The organism is Lactobacillus sp. ESL0233 (assembly GCF_003692995.1).
GTDB classification, from domain to species: Bacteria; Bacillota; Bacilli; order Lactobacillales; family Lactobacillaceae; genus Lactobacillus; species Lactobacillus bombicola.
The window spans coordinates 36,423-61,787 of record NZ_REHH01000007.1 but is presented as its reverse complement, the minus strand read 5'-3'; the positions used below and the strand labels follow the sequence as shown (position 1 = coordinate 61,787).

Genomic DNA, 25,365 nt, shown 5'->3' with positions numbered 1-25,365 from the left:
ATAGTCTACTGTTGAAACCCATGCCTAATCTATGATGAAATAAAGTATATATTCAAAATTAGAATTTAGCCAAGTTAATAAAATGGTAATATCGCTAACTTATTTTTACTTTAGGAAACGATTAAATTTAGGTTTAGTAAACTTACTATATGTCCAAGAAATCATGCCGCAGTCCTGTGTTGAAACCCAGGGAATGCCTAATTTTTTAAGTGTAGCAATAGTTTCTACATGAGGATGTCCAAAGCGATTATTACGACCAGCTGAAATAAAAACAATTTCTGGCGCTAATTTATGTAAAAAATCAGGATTAGATGAAGTTTTACTACCATGATGACCTAATTTAAAATAATTAGCCTGTAAATTATATTTAGCCATCAACTTTTGTTCACCTTCTTGGTCTAAATCGCCGGTAAATAACCAGCTTTTATTTGCAACTTTGAAAAAAATTGATAAGCAATCTTTATTTTCACCTTGTCCCGGCTTAAAGGGATAAACGATATTAAATTTAATTTGTGGTTCCTTAATTTCTTGTCCCGCTAGTAATTGTACTAGCTGATTCAATTTTATGTGCTTTTCTATACGCTTTTTAAAAGAAGGATTAGCCATCAACCCTTGTGCAAAATATAATCTTTCGACTGGAATTTGACTCATAAGTGGTCCTAAATCTCCAATATGGTCAGTATCCTTATGCGTTACAAAAATGCCATTAAGTCTGCTAATTCCCTGAGCTTTTAAAAAGGGAAGCGTAATTTTATTGATTTGTGGTTGTACTTTTTGCTTACTAAAATTAAGCTTACCACCAGTATCTATCAGATAAGCTCTTCTAGGAAAAGGCGTTGTAATTAAAATGCTATCTCCTTGCCCAACATCAATAAAAGTTACTTGACCAGTTAATGGAAAATGAATCATTAAAAACAAGATCAGGTATAGCCACCCTATACTTTGAAAGAGCCACTTTCGTTGTGACCGATTAAAATAGGGCTCATTCTGATCAGCTAGTAAAATTACTGTTAAGCTAATTAGCAGTAGGCATTGCCACCAATTGATTTTACCAAAAGTTAATAGGCCAATTTTAGAAGCCGATAGACTACCAATTTGTTGCTCTCCCAGCATTAAAATTTTTTCAAAAGCCGCACCCATGCTAGGTACAAGGTTAAAAGTTAGTAAATTTATAAAAGTAAGTGGCAGTATAATGTAGTTAAAATAAGGCACAATCAACAAATTGAAAATTACAGTTAATAGATTTAACTGGAAAAAGAAGAATAATAGCAAAGGGACTAAAAAGATATTTAATAATAATGACTGTTTAAAATTAGGTAGCTTATCTGTAATAGCTAAGCCCAAACTAAGTACATAACTTAAAAGAGCTCCAGCTTGCATCATTAAACGTGGATCAATTAATAAATGGATTAAGCATGTCAGCCCTAGTAAGTCTAATTTAGCAATTGGAAAGCGATGAAATTTGAGCATCTGACTTAAAAAATAAGATAAGCTGGCCCGAATAAAACCTGCTTGGTAATTACTAAAAAAAATTCCTCCTAATAAAAGTGGCACACAGCAAGCAAAAGTTTCAAATTCTGTTAATTTAAAATAGCAGCAGATTGTGCTAATAAGTATAGTATATATGCCTACATGTAACCCTGAAATACTCAAGATATGAATAACGCCAAGATCGCGATAATTGTCTAGAATCGACTGATTAGCTTGACTAGGATTTTCCCCTAGTATCAACTCACTACTAAAAAAGCACAGTAATTGTGGCATTTTTTTAAAATACGACTGTAAACAAAAGCGTAAATAATGTAAATAATTTATTATTCCAACCACTCTAGTTTTAATATGACAACTCTTTAAATTAACCTGCTGCGTTACATTTTTTCCTAAGTAATATTTACGTAAATCGAATTGACCATAATTAGTTGCTTGATCAATTTTTTTAACTTCCCCATTAAGTTCAGTTAAAACTACTTGATACCCACGTTCCAGTTGCTTTTTTTGCATATCCGTAATAGTTGCTGTTACTAAAACTGGAGTCCCTTTTACCTTACCCACCCCAGTAAGCCAATTATCCTTTAAGCTTATTTGATCAGGATAAAGTTCAATTGAAGAACTACTAGTAAGGGAAAAAGTTGGATGGGGCCTGTTTAAAGTTACACTTACAGCTGCTAAAATCAAAAATAATGCTAATACATTTTTTAAAGCTGAATATTTTTTTAATAATAAATAAATAAAATATAATCCGAATAAACTACAAACAATTATTTGTTCTATTTTGGAACACTGATATATTAAAAAACTCAAGTCAATAAATAAGAGCGCAGTAAGTAAAAAAAATCCTGGCTGTAACTGCTGCCTAAATTTCCAGTTGATTTTTGAGTGCTGCAAAAGTTTTATCTCCAATACCTGAAACTTGCTTTAAATCTTCAATTCTTTTAAAAAGACCATTTTTTTGACGATAAGCAAGTATTTGAGCTGCCTTTTTTTCACCAATCCCAGTCAGCTTTTGTAAATCCTGTTCGTTTGCAGTATTGATATTTACTTTCCCCGTAGCCGATTGATTAGAATTAGTAGCTGCTACTGCGGTCGCAGAGGTACTTGCTGCTTCACCTTGACTTGAATTAGCAGAAATAATTATTTCACTGATTTTGATTTTCTCACCTTTATATGGAATGTGAATCTTGTCTTGATCTTTTAAAATTAATGCTCGATTTACATTTTTTAGCTGGGCATTGCTTACAATTCCACCTGCTGCCGTTATTAGTTCCTGTAGTCTTGCACCATTTTTTAAAGTATAGACTCCTTGGTGCTTGATAGCACCTGAAATATCGCAAGTTATATCACTATTTTTTGCTACAAGCTGTGGCTTATCACCTTCATTTTTCTGCTGTTTTTGCTTAGTTGAAGTATTTTTTTGAACATGCGTTGGTTTAATGCCCAACTGGTCATCAACGGTTGGTGCATGATTTTCATATTTATTCCAAAATACAATAAAAATAAAAATCACTCCTATAATGACGTATTGCTTATGCTCAATGAGCCAATCCCTAATTTTTTCCCAATTCATATCCTTTTTCCTCCTTAAGGTTATATACGAAAAAAAAGCTCAGAATTTTTTCTGAGCTTTTTTAATAATTATTTGTCAAATAGTTTATTGCATCATCGACTGTACGCACTGGAACTATTTTCATTTTAGTACCAATTTTTTGGGCAGTTTTTTTAGCAACTACATAATTACTTTCAGATTGTTTGACTACCGAAGTATCCGTTGGAGCAAAAAACACTTCTGCTCCAGCTTTATCAGCAGCCACAACTTTTTTGTCTACTCCACCAATGACACCAACTTTACCATCAGGTGTAACTGTACCAGTACCCGCTATCTTATGTCCCTTAGCTAATTTACCTTGAGTAAAAATTTCATAACTTGTTAACGTAAACATTAAACCTGCCGATGGACCACCGATTTCACCAGCATCAATTTTAAGTTTAGGCTTGGTAGTTACTTTAATATGTTCAACTAACTGAATGCCAATTCCGGCCTTGCCAGTGCCTGCAACTTTAACAATTTTTCCGGAAAAAGTATAGTACTTTTGATTTCGTAAAACTTTAATTTTAACTTTTGTACCAATCTTTTTCTTTTGAAAGTATGACATCATTTCTGCAGTTGAATGAAAGTTATAATGATCAGCGCCAAGAACTGTATCGCCAACCTTGAGTTTATTTTTAAAGCTAGAATTCTTTTGCACTTGCATCACATAGACGCCTTCATAATTTAACTTTGGCCTTAATCTAGCTCTTTTAGCAGCATAATAAATGGCATTCTGCTGACTAGTTTGCATATACCATTTTTGTAATTCTTGATATTGACTATTGGTAGCATTGCCTAATAGTTCATCTTTGGGTACTCTAGTAGCAAATTTTTGGGTGTAACTTAGCAGATATTCCAAAACTGATGCCGGTTGACTAGTTTCACTAACCGTAACCAAATAAAAATTTGGAGGTACTTTTTTTTGGCTTTTAATAAAGTGATTAGTGGCCACAGCCTCACCAGGCATTTCAATATAATAATTAGTTGGCCAACTTAAGCCAACAATTATTGCTAATATCGTTAGAATTAAAAGTAGCCATTTAAATGTAGCTTGCTTACTTTTTTTATTTTGTTGCTTCGTATTAGTCATTATTAATTGACCTCATTTTTTTCTTCAATTCCCGAGCAGCAGCTACTGGTAAAAATGATTCAACTTCTCCCTCAAACCGTGCAACTTCCTTAACGATACTTGAAGCAACAAAACTTTCTTGAGGTTGAGTAAATAATAAAATTGTCTCAATTTCTGGTGCCAGAACTTTATTCATGGCTGCAATTTGCTGTTCATATAAGAAATCCTCTGTGTTCCGTACACCGCGAACAATTGCCGTCGCACCTAATTGCCGTGCAACATTGACTGTCAGTTGGTTGGGTCTTTTGATAACTTGAACGTTGGCTAAATTACTTACTGCATCTTCAACCAAATTTACTCGTTCATCAGGTGAAAAAAGACAATGCTTAGCAGTATTAGTCATTATTAATACATCTACTTGATCGAATAACTTAGCTGCCTGCTTAATTATTCCAACGTGTCCGTTAGTAACTGGATCAAAACTGCCAGGAAAGAGTGCTTTGGTCATTATTTTTCCTTTCGATAAAAGCTAACTATCGTTCGTCCTAGGTGATGTTGTTTTTCCAAACTAAAGCCACTAACTTCACCTAAATTACTTCCTTCATCTGTTTCTGCTACAACAATCGCTTGTTCAGCTAGCAAATCTAGTCTAATCATTTTTTGCATATCGGTACTGATTTGCTGCTTAGCATAGGGGGGATCCAAGAAGACCAAATTAAATTTTTGCCCTTTAGTAGAAAATTGCTTAAGTGCTAAATTACTTGACATTTTATATACATCAAATCGGTTTTCCTCACCAGTCAAGGCGACATTTTTCCGAATTATCGCGACTGCTTGATAGTTAATATCGACAATAGTTGCGTGACTATAGCCACGTGAGACTGCTTCTATTGCTAATGCGCCGCTACCGCCATATAAATCCAATACTTGCCCACCAGCAAAAAATTGGCCTAAACTGTTAAATAACGATTCTTTGACTTTATCACTTGTAGGCCTAGTTTTTTGACTCTTCAAAGTAAATAAATTTCGTTTTGCAAATTTACCAGAAATAATTCTCATCGTTAATTTTCCATATCTTTATTTTTTTCTAATTCTTCTCCAGCAGTCTTAGCCATTTCGCTTATTTGTTGTTCAATATGCCTACTGTCTAGATTAATATTATCTGCCATAGTTTTTTCAATACAATTGACAAAATCCTGAGCCTCTAATATTGTAATTATCTTTTCCACATCATTTTGATTGACATATAGAATACAATAGCGCAATTTATTCGAAGAATAAACAATATCACCGAAACGACGTAACTTATATTGATTACTTATGGAATTAAGATAAACAATTAGTCCTTGTCTCGAAGTTAACTGGGTATTAGCCAGGTCTTGATTAACACTCATCTATTATCCATTTCCCTTCTTATCTTTTCGTTAGCAGCTATATTAAGAGCAAGTCCTATTGCCGTAGACAAAACAATTAAGGACGACCCCCCATATGAAATAAATGGCAATGTAACTCCAGTAATCGGTAATAGTCCAATAACTGCGCCAACATTAAATAATGTTTCAGTAAATATAATTGTAGTAATGCCAAAACACACTAGCGCATTAAATTGTGACTTAGCCTTTATTCCAACTTCCATAATCCGCCACATTAAATAAAATAATATGCCTAATACCACCAAAGCACCAATAACACCTAGTTCTTCAGCTATGATAGATAAAATAAAGTCAGTATATGGTTCCGGTAAATAGCCTCTTTTCTGCATACTATTACCTAGACCAACACCAAACAAGCCACCATTGTGAATAGCATAATAGGAATTAACCAATTGAGCGCCACCCTTTTGCTCAAGTTCAAATGGATGCATAAAAGACATTAGTCGTTGATATTGATAATTATCTTGTAAGAATTTAGGATTCCAATGAATAATTAAAAAAACTAGTAAAGTAACAGTTGCAGCAATACTAAATAAAAAAATCAACGCATTTTTAACCGGGATTCCTGATAAAGAGAACATAACAATGACTATCATTGCTAAAATTGCCGTACCGCCTAAATCCGGTTCAATAACTACTAAAAACATCATAAATGCAGCTAAAATTGCAGGTCGATATAAGTTCTCAACAATATTACCCTTACTAAAACTGCCATCGTGTCGATCTAAAAAATAAGCCAAATAAATGACCAAGGCTAGTTTTGCAATTTCTAGTGGCTGTATTTTGATTACTTTTAGATCAATCCAGCCAACTGCTCCATTAACGGCAGCGTCAGAACCTTTAATAATCTTTAAAGCAATTAAATATAGTAATAAAATCAAGCTGATTTCTAAAAAGCAAATAACAAATTTGCGCTCTTTAAAAATTTCCAATTTTAAAAAGAAACTTAAGCTAGCAAAAACAAAAATAGCGATTATGGCATACCAAGCCTGCCGTATACCATAAAAACTTGGCTTAAAACCATTAACTAACATAATGTTTGAACTAGCAGAATATACCATAATTATTCCAAAAATAACTAGCAATAAATATGGTACCAAAATTGAAAAATCAAGATGATGTAATTTTTGGCGCACAAGTAGACCTCCTATTAAGTAAGTTGTCTCTGTAATTATAAAACAAAAAAGACACCACTTCATTAGTGAGTGCCTTTAATATTGTTACTTAATTACGATTACGCTTTTTATCAGCCTTTTGTCGTTCAGAAGTATTTAAAATCTTTTTACGAAGACGAATAGATTCTGGAGTTACTTCACAATATTCATCATCATTTAAAAATTCAATTGCTTCTTCTAAAGTCATATTCTTCGGTGTTCTAATTGCAGCCGCATGGTCCTTACCAGCTGCCCGCGTGTTAGTTAAATTCTTACCCTTAATAACGTTAACTGCAATGTCGCGATCACGTGAAGACTGACCAACAATCATTCCTTCATAGACTTCAACACCCGCACCAATAAATAACTCACCACGTTGTTCAACGGTTTGTAAAGAATATGTAGTTGACTTACCTTGACTGATTGAAACTAAAGCGCCGTTTTTACGTCCAGGTTCCCAATTCTTTACCACAGGCTTATATGAATCAAAACTGTGGTTCATAATGCCATAACCACCTGTTTGCGACATGAATTCGTTGTTATAGCCGATTAATCCGCGCGATGGAACCAAGAAATCTAAACGAGTTTGGTTATTACCGGTTGAAGCCATATTCTTCATTTCACCTTTTCTTTGGGAAAGAGAATCGATTACCGAACCAACATATTCATCAGGAGTATCAACTTGAACTGCTTCAAATGGCTCACACATCGTACCATCAATTTCACGGTAAATAACCTTTGGCCGTGATAATTGTAATTCGAAGCCTTCACGACGTAGCTCTTCAACTAAAATGGAAAGGTGTAATTCCCCACGTCCAGAAACAGTCCAGGCATTAATTTGATCTGTGGGCTCAACTTTCAATGAAACATCAGTCCGAGTCTGTTTAATTAAGCGATCTTCTAATTTCTTTGGGGTAACTTTATCACCTTCACGTCCAGCAAAAGGTGAATCACTAGCAACAAAATCCATTTGTAAGGTTGGTGGATCAATTTTAAGAAATGGCAGTGCTTCAGGTTCTTCAGCTGAAGCAATCGTTTCTCCAACAAAAATATCATTAATGCCACTAATTGCAATAATGTCACCAGCTTTGGCTTCAGTTATTTCATTACGCTTAAGCCCAAAGAAACCAAATAATTTGGTAACACGGAAATTCTGACTTGAACCATCGCGCTTCATAACTGTGATATTATCGCCTACTTTAACTTGACCGCGGTAGATACGACCAACGCCTATCCGGCCTACATAATCATCCCAATCAAGCATTGTAATCTGGAATTGTAATGGCTCATCAACATTATCAATAGGAGCTGGGATTGTCTTAATGATGGTTTCAAAAATTGGATCCATCGTTTCTTTTTGGGTTGAAAGATCTTCATCATAAGAAGAAGTACCATTTAAAGCTGAGGCATAAACAACTGGAAAGTCTAATTGCTCATCGTTAGCACCGAGTTCGATAAATAATTCAAGTACTTCATCTAATACCTCTTTCGGACGAGCTCCTGGACGATCAATTTTATTGATAACAACGACAGGTTTAACACCAGCTTCTAGTGCCTTCTTCAGAACGAAACGAGTTTGCGGCATTGTACCTTCATATGCATCAACTAAAAGTAAGGCACCATCAACCATATGCATAATTCGCTCAACTTCACCACCAAAATCAGCATGTCCTGGTGTATCTAAAATATTAATGGTAGTGTCACCAAATTTTACCGCAGTATTCTTAGATAAAATAGTAATACCACGCTCACGTTCAATATCATTTGAATCCATTGCTCGGTCTTCTATAGTCATGTGTTCAGACAGAGTATCAGATTGCTTCAACAATTGATTAACTAAAGTAGTTTTACCATGGTCAACGTGAGCTATAATGGCTATATTTCTAATATCGTTTCTTCTTTTTTCTGACAAAAGTATTCCTCCTCCACTCCTCAATAAAAAAACTGTGACGTGGTCACAGTTTCGGCGGCACGTCAAAAACATGCTAATCGAAGTGTTTCATATCTGTATATTTACGCTCATTGATTTTAACACCTAACTATAACAACGGTCAACGTTTATCCCTCTTTTTCAAATCAAAAATTTAGTATAGAATAAAAACAGGACAAATTAGCCTAACCTATGTTAAAAATATAGATATATAAATTTTTGTGAAAGAGTGAATGTAATTGATTTTAATGAAAGACATAACCCGTGATGGCAATCCAGTGTTACGAAAAGTAGCTGAACCTTTATCCTTCCCTTTAAGTGACCACTATAAAAAATTAGCCGACAGAATGATGGAATATTTGATTAATTCTCAAGATCCCAAAATTGCTCAAAAACACCAATTACGTGCTGGTGTTGGTTTAGCTGCACCACAAGTAGGAGAAAGTGTGCAAATGGCCGCTTTACTTGTACCCAATAATGAGGGCGAAATAGTTTTTAAAGACACATTTGTTAATCCGGAAATTTTATCTGAATCTGTTCAACAAGCTTGTTTAAGTGAAGGGGAAGGCTGCTTAAGCGTTGACGAAGTAATTGATGGCTATGTGCCTCGTCCTGACAAACTAAAAATAAAATATTACACAGTTGATGGAACTGAAAAAATAATTAATTTAAAAGATTACCCTGCAATTGTTGCTTCTCATGAAATTGAACATTTACGCGGACATTTATTTTATGATCGAATTAATAAACAAGACCCATTTAAACTAGCTGACGATACTGTCATTGTTTACTAATTAAAGCCGCCAATACTAAGATCTTAGCCTCACAGACTCTAAGTTTTATACTTGTATCAGGCGGCTTTTTTGATTAATCCTGATAACTTGTTTCTATACTTGAAATAACAATTATGGTAGAATCTTACTAGCTGTTAGATACCTTGAGTATCTACATTCAGAACGTTTTTTAAAAAATATTAAGGAGAATACAAATATGATCTACAAAGTTTTGTATCAAAAAGACAAGGTTGTCAATCCTCGACGTGAAACAACCCAAACTCTTTATTTAGAGGCAGAAAATATGGTTACGGCTAGAACAATGGTTGAAGACAATACCCCCTATAATATCGAACTCATCCAAGAATTAGCCGGCAATTCACTGCAATACGAAAAAGAACACGCTGATTTTAAATTAACATCTTTTGAAAGTAAGAAGTAATTTAAGTGCGTATTAAAAATAATGAAGTTGCTATCGTAGCAATCGGGGGGTTGCACGAAATTGGCAAGAATATGTATTGTGTTCAATACCAAGATGAAATCGTCATTATGGATTGTGGTATTAAATTCCCTGAAGATGATTTACTTGGTATTAATTATGTTATTTCCGACTATTCCTATCTAATCAAAAATCGAAAAAAAATCAAAGCACTGGTTGTAAGTCACGGACATGAAGATCATATCGGAGGAATACCTTTTTTACTTGAAAAAATACCCGAAATTCCTGTTTATGCTACCCCATTTGCTCTTGCTTTAATCAAAGGTAAATTAGAAGAGCACGGAATCTTACGAACAACAGAATTGCATGAAGAACATGAAGATACTATATTAAAATTCAAAAAATTGTCCGTTAGCTTTTTTAGAACTACTCACTCAATTCCAGATACGTTGGGAATTGCCGTGCACACTCCATTAGGTGCGGTTATTTTTACAGGTGATTTTAAATTTGATTTAACTCCTGTTATGAACCAGCCAGCACCTAATTTTCAACAAATGGCTCAATTAGGTAATGAAGGAGTGCTAGCTTTATTATCAGATTCAACCAATGCCGAAGTAGCCCAATTTACTAAATCGGAACGGTTTGTAGCCAAATCATTGCATGACATTATTACAGGTATCCATGGCAGGATTATCTTCGCTACCTTTGCCTCTAATCTTTATCGCGTATCAACTGCAATCCAAGCAGCAATTGATACGGGACGTAAAGTAGCAATCTTTGGTCGAAGTATGGAGAATGGCGTACAAAATGGCATTGATTTAGGTTATCTTAGTGTTCCTGAAGGACTAATTGTTGATGCTAATGAAATTAATCATACTCCACCTGATGAAGTAATGATTTTATGTACTGGTTCCCAAGGTGAGCCATTAGCTGCCCTTTCTCGAATTGCAAATGGAACTCATAGACAAATAAGTCTGCAACCAGAAGACACTGTTATTTTTTCTTCAAACCCAATTCCTGGAAATACGCTTAGTGTTAACCACCTGATTAACAAATTAATGGAAGGTGGAGCTACTGTTATCCATGGACGAGTAAATAATGTACATACTTCTGGCCATGGTGGGCAAGAAGAATTAAAAATCATGGTTAGATTGACTAAGCCTAAATATATGATTCCAGTTCATGGTGAGTACCGCATGCAAGTAATTCATACCGAACTGGCACAAGCTGCCGGGATACCAGCAGACCACACTTTTGTTTTAGAGAACGGCGAAGTAATTTGTTTTGGACCAGAAGGTTCACGAATTGCTGGGCACATTCCTGCTGGAGATGTTTATGTCGATACATCCGGGACAGCTGATGTGGGAAATGTAGTGGTTCATGATCGCCAAGTTTTATCAGAAGATGGTCTAGTTGTTGTAGTTGCCACTGTTGACTATAAGCATAAACGAGTTTTAGCAGGACCTGATGTTTTAAGTCGTGGCTTTGTTTATATGCGTGAATCTACTGATTTAATCAGTCAAACACAAAAGCATATTTATCATATTCTTAAAACTGAAATGGATAAAACTGACAATCCCAAAGATAGTATTATTCGTAAGGCAATTGTTGATAATCTTGCTGATTTTTTATATTCAAAAACTAAAAGACGACCGATGATTTTACCAATGCTAGTTGAAAAGAAGTAAAGTTTCTGATTTTGCTTTAAAAATAAGGATTAATGAACAAAAAACTAAGATTACACCTGCTTGTTAATGAAACTGCCGGTAATGGACGAGCCAAAAAAATACTTTATCAATTGGTTTTACTCTTAATAAATGAAAATATTGATTTTGATATTAAGAAAAGTACCTATGCGGGACAAACAATCAAACTTGCTCAAGAATACGGTAGCAATATACATAATGAAGGTGAAGTACTAATAGTAATTGGTGGTGATGGGTCACTTAATGAGGCGCTTAATGGAATTAAACGCTCAAGCAATCCCGAGACCCCCTTTGCTTATTTACCTGCTGGAACTGGTAATGACTTTGCCCGAGCAGCTAAGTTATCTTCTGATCCAAAACTTTTGTTGCTACGCTTAAAGAAAAGCCTAATACCTGATAAAGTTGATTGTGGCTCATTTCAAATAGATGGTCATCTTAATCAACTTTATTATTTTGCCAATAGTTTTGGTATTGGTTTTGATGCATGTGTTAACCACTTAAGCAATATTTCCGAATTAAAAAAAATCTTGAATAAGCTAGATAAAGGTAAACTTGTCTATGGGCTAAATATTTTATTCGGCTTGCGTAAACAAGACACTTTTAATGTTGAAATTAAGAGTGGTCATCAACAATGGTATTATCAAAAAGCTTTTTTAGTTACTACAACTAACCATCCTTATTTAGGGGGGGGTATTCCCCTATTACCTAGTGCTCGAATTGACAATCATAAAATTGATACCGTAGTCGTTGAAAAATTTGGTCTAAATAAATTAGTCAAACTTTTTATTAACTTGTTAAAGGATGGTTCGCATATTCACGATCCCCAATTTCATTATATTGAAGCAGAAAAAATTACTGTCACTGTCAATAAAAAAGAATTCGCACAGGTCGATGGTGAAGAAGTTAAGCTTAACTCTTTTAAGCTAGAATTTGCCGTCAAGCAATTTAACTTGTTCAGGTATTAAAAAATATAAAAAGCAAGAAATTTTAAAGTTTCTTGCTTTTTTATTTAAATTATTTATTACTATTTCTTTTCAGGACTGGTAAATCCGAACCAGCTAGATACTTTAACAAAAGTACCGCCACCAAGTATAACTTGATAAAATAATACTACTTTATTGTTATCATAACTTCTTTTTTACCAAAATGAATATATTCGTAGCACTTTCGTTATAATCGTCCTTATCATAATATGGTACATCATATACCTGATTAAAGATGCTGGCCCAGGTCATTTGTTGTCTCACTATGTTTTTAAAATCATGATTGCAAATAAATTACACACTCCAGGAGCAGTACCAAGGTCTACCCCAAAATCATTACTAATAGCAATTATATCAACAATTAATTTTTGCCCACTCTTTAAAGTCTTAGGTAATAATTGGCCATGTCTATTTAATTATAATAATTGCCCTAAGCCATACTTAATAATTTTTGTTTAACTTTAATCAATAAACAAAGACAACAACTTTTTTAGCTTGAAGCTAATCGAATTCTGTGCAAAAAAGCAATATTAGTTTTTTATACTTCTAATTTATTACATGTATAAGAAATTAGGGTATTTTTATTAACAATTTAGTAATAAAACAAAAATTTCTGTTGAATTAAATTATGCAAGCCATAAGGCCTAAAAATATATAGGTATACTTTTTGTTATTTTTTTGTTACATAATCAGAAATATTTAATTGCTTTTCCGATTTCAAACCAGTTATATTATCATACAAATGAAGAAGAAGTTTAGTTCTGTCTTGATTAAATTCGATTGCAATATTCATATTTTTCCCTTTATACTCTTCTCCTATTGACTTTTTAGCTAGCATATATACTTGATTGGTCTCTTCTTTCGTTAGATTATTAATATTTTTAACTACTATTTTCTTTCCATTTAATTTTTCAGTTGCATCTTGCAAACTCCAAATAGCCTGATTTATTTCTGCTTGAGTTGGCTGTGACTCTTGGACAACCTTTTTTCCATTATCAACCGCATGTAAATATGTATTCTTTTCTAAGTAACTACCAAATTTATATGGATCGCTGTTTTTAATGTTTGTTTCTTTATCTAGCGACCTTTGGAGACTCTCTTTATCATCATTAGAAGCTAATGCCACAAAATTTTTAGCTTCATCTGCTGTATTTATTGCTTTTAATTTTGGTCCATAAATATACTTATTATCATTAGCCTTAATAAAATCAGTTGAATTACTAAACAATCCTTCATTAGGTTTATCACTTAATCTATAAAATAATTCAGCTCGACTATCACTCGGTACCCATATATATAATAATTCATCCACCGGTCGTTCTTTATATTTTTGAACTATATTTGTGCCTTTTGGTTTACCACTAACATCGTAAACCAGAGTATTTTTACTTATCATTACAGTAGTATAATTACTATATGGTAACAATTGCTGACGTGTAGCAATTCTCACTTTATCTGTATAAAGATATTGATTTTTATTTTTTATACCATAGAATGCTGACGGAGTATTTCCATCTATTTCATAATAATTCATATCTAAAGCAAATGGTGCAGCTTCACGATCAATAGTCACTTTTTTACCTATTTTTATTTTTTGGCCAGTATTATTTCGATGACTATCAAAAACATCTAATCCATCCTTAGAATTAGGAGTTACATGCTCAACAGTGGCAGTTGTTTGATTTGTATACAAACTAACACCATCAATTTTATCAACATTTGCCGCTTTGATATAGCCACCGTGACCAATGCTGTAATATTCCTGCCCTCTAATTGTTTTATATGGCAAGTAGAACCAATTCCATTTATCATCATGGAACGAGTAACACTTTGTATCCGGATTAGTTATTGCTTTAACCTGATCAGCATACTTAACTGTCGCCCCTTTTTTAAGTAAGCCATTACTTCCCTGGTAAGAGTACAATTTTTGCCCTCTTTGATTATAAATACGGGTATTGTGGTTTAATGTTAAGGTACCGTCTGTCGCAATTTTATTTTGCGTTTGGTCAGTGGTTTGTGCTGCCTGAGCTTGATTAAGACTAGTGGTAATTACTGGAACGGCTGCCAAAGCAACTGCCGCTAAACTAACTATTAATTTTTTACTTTTTTTCATTTTTTATACCTCATAATAAAAAAGAAATAATATATTTACTAAATTATAGTTTATACTTGAAAATAATAAATTTCTATTGCGCAAGCAAAAAAGGGTAAGTAATTTTAAAAATTGCTTACCCTTTAAATTAAGTTATGTTACTTGCTAAATCCAATTAGTGGTATCATTCAACCTTAAATTTATGTAGACCGAAACTCATATAATGTAATAACTGATTAAGGATTTCCGCTTTAAATACTGTGCCAGTAGTCATAATCGCATATTGACCCCCAGCATCAATTAATTTTTTACCAGTTTGCTTAAAGCCATTGCGTTCATAAAAATGAAGCCGTTTTACCCGTTGATTATAGTTTAGTGCCAGACTATTAATTGGTTCAATATCTAAAATAATATCTTTATTGTAATAATTCTTTCTTAGAGCCTGTAATACTTTCGTACCATAACCCTGACCATGCTTAGCTGAAATAATTGCTAAGTAAGCTAAATAAACCGCTGTTTCTCCTTCAACTAAAAAGATTAAACCAACAAATTCTGTTTCGTTGTAAATAGCTTGAAAACGAGCTTTTTTTCGCAAAGCCATAACTAGTAGTTGCCAAGTATGGAATCTTTCAGCTTCAGGAAAAGCTTTTACGTATAATTCTTTTACTTTTCGATATTCCTCAGTTTGCCACTTAATGTTTTTAAAATGTAAAATAATATCCTAACTTTCTATATTGTTAAATTTAGTCTCTAGGATACAGCATAACAAATATGACATTATTAGCCAAGTAAGCAAGAACTATTTAAGAAAAAAATTTTCTCAGTACATCTAAATTAAACTATGCCTTATTGCGAGATAGAGTCTTTAAGCCCGGTAAATTAATCATAACAATCAGACTAATAATATACAAAGCAGACAAAAAGCCCATTACAATGGTTAAATTATATCGATCCATCAAAATACCAATTACGACTGATGAAAAGCCACCAATTGCCCGACCAATATTAACAATAATATTATTAGCACTTGACCTAATTTCAGTTGGATACAGTTGACTAATTACAGCGCCGTAACCACCAAACATTCCGTTAGAAAAGAAACCAACTACTGCCCCAATTAGCAGTAAAGTTAGCATATTAGTAGCTAAGCTGAGAGTATAAACCATAATAGCAGATCCAACTAAGAAAATGCCAAAAGCTCTTCTAGGACCAAAATAATCAAAAATAGAACCAAAAGTAAGCATACCAATGCTCATCCCAATAATTGTTGCAATCATCCATAAACTGGAATTAGCAACATTCAAATGTAATTGCTTTTGGACAATTGTTGGCAACCAATTCATTAAGCCAAAATAGCCAGCAATTTGTACTGTCATCATCAACATTAAGCCTAAACTTTGAAAAGTTAACTGCGGTGTAGCAAACATTTTTTTAAAGACATTTGATAGCAATGAACCTTTTTCTTTAGCCTTCGCTGTTAAAAATTGTTCACTCTCATGAAGATGCTTTCTAATAAAAATTGTTAGTACAACTGGCACAATTCCAACTAGAAATAGCATATGCCAGCCAGCGTTAGGAATAATCCAAGCGGCAATTAAAGCTGCTAAGACGGCACCAACTTGGCCACCAATGGCCGCAATCGAAGTCATTTTACCAATCTGAGCTTGCGGAAAAGTTTCTGCAATCAAAGCAATCCCCACACCATATTCGCCACCAGCACCAATACCGGCTAGAAAACGCAATGCATAGATTAAATAAATATTCTTGGCAAAAGCCATGCAAGCCGTAGCTACTGCAAAGATAATTACAGTATGACTAAAAGTCTTCACTCGCCCAATTTTATCACCAAGAATACCAAAAATAATACCACCAGCCAGCATACCTAAATTGGTCACTGATGAAATTAATCCAGCAGCACCACCAGATAAATGTAGGTCAGCAATCATTGAACTCATTGCAAAGGATAAAAAAAGCACATCCATATTTTCTAAAGCAAATCCGGATGAAGTAGACGCAATTGTCCACTTTTGATTTTTGCTTAGTACTCTAGTGTGCTGTTTAATAGTATTCATCATTTATTTCCTCCAAAACGAACGCTCTCTGTCATTCAATTATTTCATCAGAATTACATTCTACTCGTTTTTTCACTTTTTACAATAGGATAATATGACTATATTTCCTTCCAGAAGTATATTTACACTAAATAAGAAATTGCAACCTGTAAACGAGCAAGTTCGCTAATTTTAGGTACTAAATCTTCTGAATCTACTTCAGTAAAAATAACACCAGTACTAGGATTAACTTCAAATCCTGCATCCCAAATCAAGTTGGCACAAGATTCAAACAATTCTTCATCACTAGCACTAGGGTCGAGTTTAAATAGACAACGACCATCATCAGTAACTTTTAATGCAGTTTCTTTCTTTTCAACAAAACAATATACCTCTTCCCCCAGTGCATCTCTTTGTGAAGTGGCAATTTCAATAGTGTTCTCATCAAATATCAATACATTAATATTACTAGCTAGCCAATTAATTATTTTTTGCTTTAATTCAGTACACACTTTTTTTGATTGCTTAGTCATTAATTACTCCTTATCAATTATTTTTTGCGCTTAATAGCAACATCTTGCATACCAATCATTGGGTCAATTTCTCCAGAATAGATTAATTCGGGCGTCAAAATATACGAAGTCTCGGAATTAGAGCTGACTACTGCTGCTTTTATCTTTGCTTTTTCCTTAAGACTTAACGTCTCTTCTCCATTTTTAGCCAGCTGTTTCTTAAGTTTCTTACATAATCCAGTTTGCCGATCATTTCCCGAATTAGTTAAAGCCATTGTGTAAGCATGCGGATCACCAATTAAGACTAAATTTTGGGCTGCCCTGGTCACTGCCGTATATAAAAGATTTCGTTTAAGCATTACATAATTTTGCATAGTTAAGCTCAAAATAACTAATGGAAATTCAGACCCCTGTGCCTTATGAATGGTAATTGCATAAGCTCTAGTTAAGTCAAACATATCTTTTTTGCTAAAACTGATTTCACGTCCATCAAAATCAGCAATCATACAATTTTTGGTACTAGTACTATCAATTGAGACTATTTTACCAATTTGCCCATTATAAATATCTTTTTCTGGATTATTCTGTAACTGTAAAATTCGATCACCAATTCGGAAAATTTCGTCATGAATTTCTAAAAATTTACTTTCTGTTTTGGCAGGGTTTACGATTGCCTGAATCACGTTATTCAAATTAATAACGCCCCCCTCACCTTGATACATTGCGCCCAAAACTTGTATATCATCTTGATCAAAATGATTTAAAGCTTTTTCAACAATTTGTTGCACAACGTGATCAACTTCATGTGTTGGACAAGAAATAAAAGAATAATTTTTAGTTTTTTTAAAAATAATTTGTGGGTTTTGCCCTTCATTTATGGCATGAGCCAAAGTAATAATACTTGAATCATCGCCTTGCCTATGAATTTGCTCTAAAACAGTAGTAGGAAAAACATCAGCTTTAATTAAATCACTAAATACATTTCCCGGTCCCACTGATGGCAATTGGTCTTTATCACCCACAAAAACAACATGTTTAGTTTGATCAATACTATTAACTAATTGCTTAAATAAAAACATATCAACCATTGACATTTCATCAATAATTAAAATTTCACCGTTAAGCTCATTCAAATCAGTTGCATCATTTTCACCGATTCCTAATCCCAGCAAACGATGAATTGTTTTAGCAGTTATGCCTGTTATTTCTTCCATTCTTTTAGCTGCTCGCCCTGTTGGGGCAGCTAACAAAAATGGTGGGTCACTACTATATAAAGTTGAAGCTGGAATTTCGGCTAATTTTTGTAAAGCTAACAAAATTCCATTAATAATGGTAGTTTTACCGGTTCCCGGACCACCAGTTAAAATTGATATCGGATTAGTTAAAGCATTCTTAATTGCCATTTTTTGAGTATCATCATATTCAATTTTTAACTGTTTTTCCGCTTTTTCAATTGCAGCTTGAACATCTTTTTCTTTAAACTGATCACTATTTTGCCGGTTAACTAAATTTTTCATTGCCAGAGCAATTTCGTTTTCCGTCTGAAAAATATTCTGTAAAGCTGCCTCATCACCAGAAACCACAACTTTTCCTTCATGCTGTAATTTATTAATGCAGTTGGCAATCGGATCAAATTGATCAAGCGCTAATAATTTACTTGAACGCGTCAAAAGATCTGCTAATTTAATATAGGTATTGCCCTCTTTATTAACTTCATCAAGCATAATTTGAAAAACTGCGCCGCTAATTCTTTTTGGGTCATCCCTAGCCATATTTAAATTAGTGCCCATGCGGTCAGCACTTTTAAAAGCATAGCCTGAAACATCTGCAATTGCTGCATAAGGGTCTGCCTTTAACTTATTAATTGTTTCGCCATGGTAAATTTGATATAAGCGATTAGCAACTTTTTTATTCAGTCCATACTGTGCTAATTTTAAAACAATTTCTGAATAGGAATCCATGGCGCTTACACCATTAAGCAAACTATCCTTCTGTTTTTTCGTCAAAGACAAGGTGGCAACTTTTTCTGGCTTATCCTTTAAAACCGATAATGCATTATCACCTAAAACGGAAACAATTTTTTCTGCGGCTTTTTTACCGATTCCAGGAAATTTACTAGAACTTAAAAAATTGATTAGACTATCTTTTTCATGTGGTAACGACTGCTGATAACTCTCACAGTTAAATTGTAGACCAAACTTATTATGAACAACTAGCTGACCATGAAAAAGATATGTACCACCCACTTGAATATCGCCAAAATTACCTGTAATTTTAATTTCTTTTCGATCATAATCAGGTAATTCACTAATTAGTGTTGCATCTAATATTTTAAATAAATTTTGATCATTTTCAAAAACGATACGCTTTACTTTTCCAGTGAATTCAGTCATTGTCTTTCTCCACAACACTAAGCATTTTTAAAATGGCATTATACTGTTTTTGAGCAGATTGATAAAATTGGTAATCTTCTTCTTTTGCCTGACTAAAATATTTTTCTGCTAAATCACGATTGCGTTCTAAAACAGTAATTCCAAGTAAAAAATTTATTTTTGCTCCCCTTTTAGTCGGACAAATTTTTTCATAGTTTGCTTGTGCCTCTGCTAATTGGCCTAAGCTAAGCCAAATATCACCTAATAATTCGTAAACACGATCATCTAGCTGCTTAATTGTCAACGCGTATGCCAGAGCCTTCTGATGCTGGCCTACTTTCTGCATTACTAACGCTTTTTGATACAGTACCAAGTCATCATTAGGAATGTGGTTAAGTAATTCTAAGGCATGCTTAAAATTACCTTGCATGTAGTAGCCAACCGCTAAGTCGTAATCTAAATCTTGAGGATTTTGAACAAGCTTTTTAGCTTGTTCAAGCAATTGAACCGCTTGCTCAAAACTACCTTTTCCGATTAGAATGGTTGCTAACTTTAGATAATTATCTGTCTCAGTAGGAGCCGCATCAATTTTTGTAATTAAAGTATGAATCTGGTCTTTAGTTTGATTACTTTCACTAGCTAGACTACTTTTTTTATTTATCATAATGAATCTGTTTCCACCATTTTTCTTTCCAAAAAACTCGTTTCATTCCATACAATTAGTTTAAAATTAAAATGATTAGTTGTTTCCAAAATTGTTAGACTGGTATTATTTAATCCGCCGTTTTGGCGCAGATTATTTAAGGGATAGCCTAATAAGCCGCCCATAATTGCTCCTAATGCAGCTCCATGACTAACTGCAATGATTTTATCATCATGATCATATTTTTGTACGATTTCTTGGGCAAAATTTTTACCACGAGCAATTACGTCCAGATAATTCTCACCACCAATACTTTTACCATCATATTGATCTGGTCTTTGCCAAAGGTCATTTACCTGGGCAGGAAACTTTAAAGTAGCTTCTTCAAACTTTAGTCCTTCCAGTTTACCTAAATCAAATTCGCGTAAACGCTCATCTTTGTTAACTGGATGTGTGAATCCCATTGTTTGCTTTAGCCTAGTTGCAGTATCATAAGCTCTTTTTAACGGACTCGCATATATGGCAGCGAATTTTTCTTTTTGTAAATATTTTCCTAATTTTGTAATGTCAATTAAGCTTTGTGGTAAAAGTGGTGAATCCCCATGCGCTCCTTGAAATCGTTTAATATTATTCCACTCTGTTTTTCCATGTCGAATAAAATAAATTTGCATTAATAATTTTCTCTCCTTATTCTACTTTTAGTTTAGCATTTAATATGATAAAGAAAAAATTTAATTCATCTACCCAGCTAACTTTATGTTTAGATTTAACAAGCAAAATTAAAAGCATCAAACTAGACTATAGTTTGATGCTTTTAAAATCAATATTTTTCTTTCTTAACTATCGTTAAACTAATTGTAACTTATCATTATTTTGGTATGCACAATCGATATTGCCGCCGCCCATACATTCTTCACCATCATACAAAACTAATGCTTGACCAGGAGTAACAGCTCGGGCTGGTTCATCAAAATAAACACTCGCTGTGTTTTCTTTTGCATGATACTCAACTGTCACACCTACATCAGCTTGGCGATAACGAAACTTTGCACTACAATGCTTTTTAAAATCTCGTTTAGGCTGTCCAGTAAAAAATGACATATCACTAGCTTCAAGTTTGGTGGCGTAAAGCAACTTACTATCATAGCCTTGTTCAACAATTAACTCATTATTTTTTAAGTCCTTACCTACCACAAACCAGGGGGCAGTTGATTCTTTAGTGGAACCAAGACCAAGACCAGATCGTTGACCAATTGTGTAATACATTAGTCCAGCATGTTCACCGACAACTTTACCTTTGGGCGTAACCATTTTACCTGCTTGTGCTGGTAAAAATTCACTTAGAAATTTGCGAAAGTTTCTTTCCCCTATGAAACAAATTCCCGTTGAATCTTTCTTTTTAGCAGTAGCTAACCCACTTTTAATAGCAATCTCACGAACTTGAGGCTTAGTCAAATTAGCTAAAGGAAAAATCACCTTACTAATTTGCGCTTGACTTAATTGACTTAAAAAATAGGTTTGATCCTTATTACCATCTTTGGGACGTACCATATGCGTAATTCCATTGACATCGGTCAATGTTTTTGCATAGTGGCCCATTGCAATATAATCAGCATCAAGCTTTAAAGCAAATTCCAAAAACGATTTGAATTTAATTTGACTATTACACATAATATCAGGATTAGGTGTGCGCCCCTTCTTATATTCATCTAAGAAATACTCAAAAACTCGATGCCAGTATTCTTTTTCAAAATTAATTGAATAATAAGGAATCCCAATCTGATCAGCAACCTTTTTAACATCTTCATAGTCTTCAGTTACTGTGCACACTCCCGCATCATCAGTGTCATCCCAATTTTTCATAAAAACACCGATAACATCGTAACCCTGCTCTTTAAGTAGTAGGGCTGAAACTGAGGAGTCTACACCTCCACTCATTCCTACTACAACTCGAGTCTTTTTTGTCAATTTCTATCAATCCTTTACTTCAACTAGAATTTTGCGCTCTATTAAATCTTTTAAAATATAATTTAAAAGCTCAACTGTTGCTATTAATTGTTTGTTTTTAAAAATATTTACTTTTTTTAAACCATTTCGATCAGTAATAACCATTGTAAAATGCGAAAAATCTTTATCAACTGTAATTTTTAGTTTAGTTGGCGCATTATAAGGTGAATCATTATACAGTGGGTGTTCATAACTATAATTACCCTTAGCAGTTTTAATAAAACCGACATCAATTAAAGCGTAAAGTTTCAAATCTGAACTAAGTGTATACTTACGATTATCACCATTAATTATAACTGTATTTGACATAATTTAACCTCACTTACTAATAATAAGTCAAAATAATTGTAAAAGCAATTAATTTTCATTCACTTGCAGTTTACTAGCAATTTTAACTAATTGCTTAGCAAAAGATCCAATTTCTTCATCCGTATTATATCGACCAAATGATATACGAATTGATTCCTCTACGCGGATAGAATCTGCCCCATAACAAGCAATTAAAACATGTGAAGGTTCAAGCGAACCTGCTGTACAAGCAGAACCGCCAGATACCGCAAAACCAGCCAAATCCAAACTTGTTTGTAAAAGAGTTGTTGAAACTCCATTTATTCGCAAATTCAAAACATGATGCGAACAATGTGCACCTGCTCCGCCATTTATTTGATATTTGATTTTTGCTTGATCAAGTTCAGCTAAAATCAAATGTTGAAAATGAGCATATTTTGCTTGTAATTTTATTTTATCAATTTGCTCAATTTCTTTAATTGCCTCGCCAAAACCGGCAATTGCGGGCACATTTTCTGTACCAGCCCGTCTTTTTAATTCCTGTTCGCCACCTAAAATAAGGGATGGTAACTTAATTTGGCTATTTTTAAATAAAAAGCCTAAAAACTTAGGACCATTAATTTTGTGAGCTGACGTAGATAATAAATCAATTTTCATTTTTTTAACATCAAGTTCAATGTTACCTAACCCCTGAACTGCATCAACATGAAAATATGCATTACTTTGAGCAACTAATGCTCCTATTTCCGTTAGAGGATTAATCGTGCCAACTTCATTATTAACTGCCATCACTGAAACAAGAATTGTATCTGGTGTTAGAGCATTTTTTAAATCTACTAGTGAAATTTGTCCATTATGATTTACATCCAGATAAGTTACTTCATATCCTTCACGCTCAAGTTTTTTTATCGGCTCAAGGACTGATGGATGCTCAATTTTAGTAGTAATAATTTTTTTACCAATTTTTTGCCTACTATAGGCTGTGCCAAAGATGGCCGTATTATTACTTTCAGAGCCACCAGATGTAAAAATTATTTCATTATCAGCTGCATTAATGACCTTAGCAATTTTAGTCCGAGCTTGGTCAACCGTATGTCTTGCCGCACGCCCTAGACCATATGTACTAGACGGATTGCCAAAATCGTTTTTCATTTCTTGCGTAATTTTAGCAATTACCGTTGGGGACATTGGTGTTGTTGCGGCATTATCAAGATATATATCCATTAATTAATTCATCTTTTCTATATATGCACAAATTATCTTAGCAGCCTTGGCACCGACTTTTTGAGCAAATTTATCAAAATCTTCATTTGCACTATCATCACCATTATCTGAAATAGCCCTAATTGCAATTAGTTTTTTCTGAAAATGGTATGCAACCTGTGCAAACGCGGCGCCTTCCATTTCAACGCCTAATGCACTAGTAAAATCTTGGTTAATTTTCTTTTTTTGCTCATTGGACCCAATAAATGAATCTCCAGTAACAATTAATCCTTTTTTGTATTGAATTCCTTGCTCTTGTAAAAAATCTGCAAATGCTGCCTGTTCCTTTGATTTTAAGTCAAACAACGCAGGTTCGCTAGGAATTTGTCCTTCGACATAATTACCAGCAAGTGTATTATGTGCATCATGGTAACTAAAAGAATCCGCTAAAAGTAAATCTCCCTTGCAAATACTTGATTGTAGCGAACCTGCAGTTCCTGTCATAAAAATCAAGTCAATATCAACCTTAGTTAATAAACTCGCTAAATTCATCGCAGCTTGTACTTTGCCAATACCACTTAATCCAATATAAATATCATTGTGCTTAACGCAAAAATGTTCGAATACGCTTGATCCGAACATTTCTTTGTTACCAGCATGAAAATATTTACGATAATATTTTGCCTCAATTTCCATTGGGACAATAATTGCTATTTTCATTTTTTCCTCACTTATTATAAATGAAACAATGCCAATAACACCAAAACAATTAATACCAAAACAATAAAAATTGCTAAGTTTAATTTGTTTTTTAGTTTAAGGGCCTTGTCTTCTTTTTTTAAATATTCTTGAGCATTATTACTCTGGCGTTGCTCTCTTTTTTGGTGTGAATTATTTACTCTTTTAGAATTGGATTGTGTTGACCGCATAAAGTCAGGATTAACATCAACAACCTCTTCATCATTATTAAAAGCAGACTTAACCGAATCAAAAATAACATTACTTTTTTGATTTTTAATTTTTTTTTGGTAATCAGATCGTTTTTCAGTCATATTATTCCTTAGCTTTGGCACCTGTTAAAAGCATATTTTCCCATACACTCATTGCATAAAGGGTTTTGATATCAACAATTTTGCCCTCAGCACTTAAATGCTTTAATTCTTCTAAGTTATACCAACGACTAGTTAAGAATTCATCAGCATCAAGTGGCTTTTTTTCAGGTAATTTTGTCAAAGTATCACAATAAAACAAGTACAATTTTTCATTGGTGAACCCAGGAGAAGAATAAAATTCAGTAATTTGTTCCCAATAATCAGCGCGATACCCACCTTCTTCGTTAAGCTCGCGTTTCATAGCATCAAGTGGACTAGCATCAGTTGCATCAATTAACCCAGCAGGTATTTCCAAAGTCAATTCCTTAATTGGTTCCCGCCATTGTTCTACTAAAAGCATCTCTTGCTTATCATTAACAGCAATTGTAGCAGCTGCAGGCTGATGTTTTACAACCTCTCTAGTAGTAACCTCACTGTTTGGTAATTTTACCGTTCTTACTGATAGGTCAACAATTCTACCAGAAAATATCTGTTTTGAAGAAATTTCAGTTTCTGTTAAATCCATCTATTCAC

The 25,365-nt window shown here is 33.7% G+C and carries 25 protein-coding genes; 4 read left to right on the top strand and 21 right to left on the bottom strand.

Going from position 1 to position 25,365, the window contains the following annotated elements:
- Positions 1-105: 105 nt before the first annotated feature.
- The 8 genes from F5ESL0233_RS03345 to typA form a co-directional block, all read right to left on the bottom strand.
- Positions 106-2,385, bottom strand: a complete 2,280-nt coding sequence (locus F5ESL0233_RS03345) for a DNA internalization-related competence protein ComEC/Rec2 (RefSeq protein ID WP_122058734.1) — start codon at positions 2,383-2,385, stop codon at positions 106-108.
- Positions 2,354-3,064 carry a helix-hairpin-helix domain-containing protein gene (locus F5ESL0233_RS03340; RefSeq protein WP_090091825.1) on the bottom strand — a complete coding sequence of 237 codons (711 nt, stop codon included), beginning with the start codon at positions 3,062-3,064 and terminating at the stop codon, positions 2,354-2,356. Before F5ESL0233_RS03340 ends, F5ESL0233_RS03345 begins: the two co-directional genes overlap by 32 nt.
- Before the next feature lie 61 nt (positions 3,065-3,125).
- Complete coding sequence (locus F5ESL0233_RS03335) at positions 3,126-4,175, bottom strand: SepM family pheromone-processing serine protease (protein ID WP_122058732.1); 1,050 nt, start codon at positions 4,173-4,175, stop codon at positions 3,126-3,128.
- The gene (coaD, locus tag F5ESL0233_RS03330; protein ID WP_122058731.1) at positions 4,168-4,662 is read right to left on the bottom strand and encodes a pantetheine-phosphate adenylyltransferase; all 495 of its coding nucleotides are present in this window, start codon (positions 4,660-4,662) and stop codon (positions 4,168-4,170) included. The genes F5ESL0233_RS03335 and coaD overlap by 8 nt, the downstream gene beginning before the upstream one ends.
- Positions 4,662-5,213, bottom strand: a complete 552-nt coding sequence (rsmD, locus tag F5ESL0233_RS03325; protein WP_118896431.1) for a 16S rRNA (guanine(966)-N(2))-methyltransferase RsmD — start codon at positions 5,211-5,213, stop codon at positions 4,662-4,664. The genes coaD and rsmD overlap by 1 nt, the downstream gene beginning before the upstream one ends.
- A gap of 2 nt (positions 5,214-5,215) precedes the next feature.
- Positions 5,216-5,548, bottom strand: coding sequence for a YlbG family protein (locus tag F5ESL0233_RS03320; RefSeq protein WP_122058729.1), 333 nt, complete (start codon positions 5,546-5,548; stop codon positions 5,216-5,218).
- Entirely contained in the window at positions 5,545-6,723 is a 1,179-nt protein-coding gene (locus tag F5ESL0233_RS03315; RefSeq protein ID WP_122058727.1) for an FtsW/RodA/SpoVE family cell cycle protein, read from the bottom strand. Before F5ESL0233_RS03315 ends, F5ESL0233_RS03320 begins: the two co-directional genes overlap by 4 nt.
- Positions 6,724-6,811: 88 nt before the next feature.
- On the bottom strand, positions 6,812-8,653 hold the full coding sequence (gene typA / locus F5ESL0233_RS03310; protein WP_090091814.1) for a translational GTPase TypA: 1,842 nt from the start codon (positions 8,651-8,653) through the stop codon (positions 6,812-6,814).
- Positions 8,654-8,910: 257 nt separating this feature from the next.
- On the opposite strand from typA, the gene def reads away from it, so the two are divergent.
- The 4 genes from def to F5ESL0233_RS03290 all read left to right on the top strand — a co-directional run bounded on the left by def (position 8,911) and on the right by F5ESL0233_RS03290 (position 12,554).
- Entirely contained in the window at positions 8,911-9,465 is a 555-nt protein-coding gene (def, locus tag F5ESL0233_RS03305; RefSeq protein ID WP_118896429.1) for a peptide deformylase, read from the top strand.
- Positions 9,466-9,661: 196 nt separating this feature from the next.
- The gene (locus F5ESL0233_RS03300; RefSeq protein ID WP_090091810.1) at positions 9,662-9,886 is read left to right on the top strand and encodes a DNA-dependent RNA polymerase subunit epsilon; all 225 of its coding nucleotides are present in this window, start codon (positions 9,662-9,664) and stop codon (positions 9,884-9,886) included.
- A 5-nt stretch (positions 9,887-9,891) separates the two neighbouring features.
- Positions 9,892-11,571, top strand: a complete 1,680-nt coding sequence (gene rnjA / locus F5ESL0233_RS03295; RefSeq protein ID WP_090091808.1) for a ribonuclease J1 — start codon at positions 9,892-9,894, stop codon at positions 11,569-11,571.
- A gap of 32 nt (positions 11,572-11,603) precedes the next feature.
- A complete protein-coding gene (locus F5ESL0233_RS03290; RefSeq protein WP_122058725.1) occupies positions 11,604-12,554 on the top strand; it encodes a diacylglycerol kinase family protein in 951 nt (316 codons plus the stop codon).
- Positions 12,555-13,242: 688 nt separating this feature from the next.
- On the opposite strand, the gene F5ESL0233_RS03285 is transcribed toward F5ESL0233_RS03290, so the two are convergent.
- From F5ESL0233_RS03285 to F5ESL0233_RS03225, 13 genes are all read right to left on the bottom strand, one after another.
- Entirely contained in the window at positions 13,243-14,685 is a 1,443-nt protein-coding gene (locus tag F5ESL0233_RS03285) for an SLAP domain-containing protein (RefSeq protein ID WP_122058724.1), read from the bottom strand.
- A gap of 163 nt (positions 14,686-14,848) precedes the next feature.
- Positions 14,849-15,361, bottom strand: coding sequence for a GNAT family N-acetyltransferase (locus F5ESL0233_RS03280; RefSeq protein WP_370448345.1), 513 nt, complete (start codon positions 15,359-15,361; stop codon positions 14,849-14,851).
- Between the two features lie 142 nt (positions 15,362-15,503).
- Positions 15,504-16,736 (bottom strand): MFS transporter, encoded by a 1,233-nt coding sequence (locus tag F5ESL0233_RS03275; protein ID WP_090091796.1) that lies wholly within the window; start codon positions 16,734-16,736, stop codon positions 15,504-15,506.
- A 122-nt stretch (positions 16,737-16,858) separates the two neighbouring features.
- On the bottom strand, positions 16,859-17,248 hold the full coding sequence (locus F5ESL0233_RS03270; protein ID WP_090091794.1) for a DUF1828 domain-containing protein: 390 nt from the start codon (positions 17,246-17,248) through the stop codon (positions 16,859-16,861).
- Positions 17,249-17,265: 17 nt separating this feature from the next.
- Positions 17,266-19,620 carry an ATP-dependent RecD-like DNA helicase gene (locus F5ESL0233_RS03265; protein WP_122058722.1) on the bottom strand — a complete coding sequence of 785 codons (2,355 nt, stop codon included), beginning with the start codon at positions 19,618-19,620 and terminating at the stop codon, positions 17,266-17,268.
- Entirely contained in the window at positions 19,613-20,260 is a 648-nt protein-coding gene (locus F5ESL0233_RS03260; RefSeq protein WP_370448344.1) for a tetratricopeptide repeat protein, read from the bottom strand. The genes F5ESL0233_RS03265 and F5ESL0233_RS03260 overlap by 8 nt, the downstream gene beginning before the upstream one ends.
- Positions 20,260-20,913: a histidine phosphatase family protein gene (locus F5ESL0233_RS03255; protein ID WP_122058719.1), complete on the bottom strand. Its 654-nt coding sequence runs from the start codon at positions 20,911-20,913 to the stop codon at positions 20,260-20,262. Before F5ESL0233_RS03255 ends, F5ESL0233_RS03260 begins: the two co-directional genes overlap by 1 nt.
- Before the next feature lie 175 nt (positions 20,914-21,088).
- Complete coding sequence (gene mnmA / locus F5ESL0233_RS03250; protein WP_228150126.1) at positions 21,089-22,210, bottom strand: tRNA 2-thiouridine(34) synthase MnmA; 1,122 nt, start codon at positions 22,208-22,210, stop codon at positions 21,089-21,091.
- A gap of 6 nt (positions 22,211-22,216) precedes the next feature.
- On the bottom strand, positions 22,217-22,558 hold the full coding sequence (locus F5ESL0233_RS03245; RefSeq protein WP_090091787.1) for a DUF1831 domain-containing protein: 342 nt from the start codon (positions 22,556-22,558) through the stop codon (positions 22,217-22,219).
- Between the two features lie 48 nt (positions 22,559-22,606).
- Entirely contained in the window at positions 22,607-23,761 is a 1,155-nt protein-coding gene (locus tag F5ESL0233_RS03240; RefSeq protein ID WP_122058717.1) for a cysteine desulfurase family protein, read from the bottom strand.
- Between the two features lie 3 nt (positions 23,762-23,764).
- Entirely contained in the window at positions 23,765-24,460 is a 696-nt protein-coding gene (locus F5ESL0233_RS03235; protein ID WP_122058715.1) for a 5'-methylthioadenosine/adenosylhomocysteine nucleosidase, read from the bottom strand.
- A gap of 14 nt (positions 24,461-24,474) precedes the next feature.
- Complete coding sequence (locus F5ESL0233_RS03230; RefSeq protein WP_118897774.1) at positions 24,475-24,792, bottom strand: hypothetical protein; 318 nt, start codon at positions 24,790-24,792, stop codon at positions 24,475-24,477.
- A gap of 1 nt (position 24,793) precedes the next feature.
- Complete coding sequence (locus tag F5ESL0233_RS03225; RefSeq protein WP_090091779.1) at positions 24,794-25,357, bottom strand: NUDIX hydrolase; 564 nt, start codon at positions 25,355-25,357, stop codon at positions 24,794-24,796.
- Between the last annotated feature and the right edge of the window lie 8 nt (positions 25,358-25,365).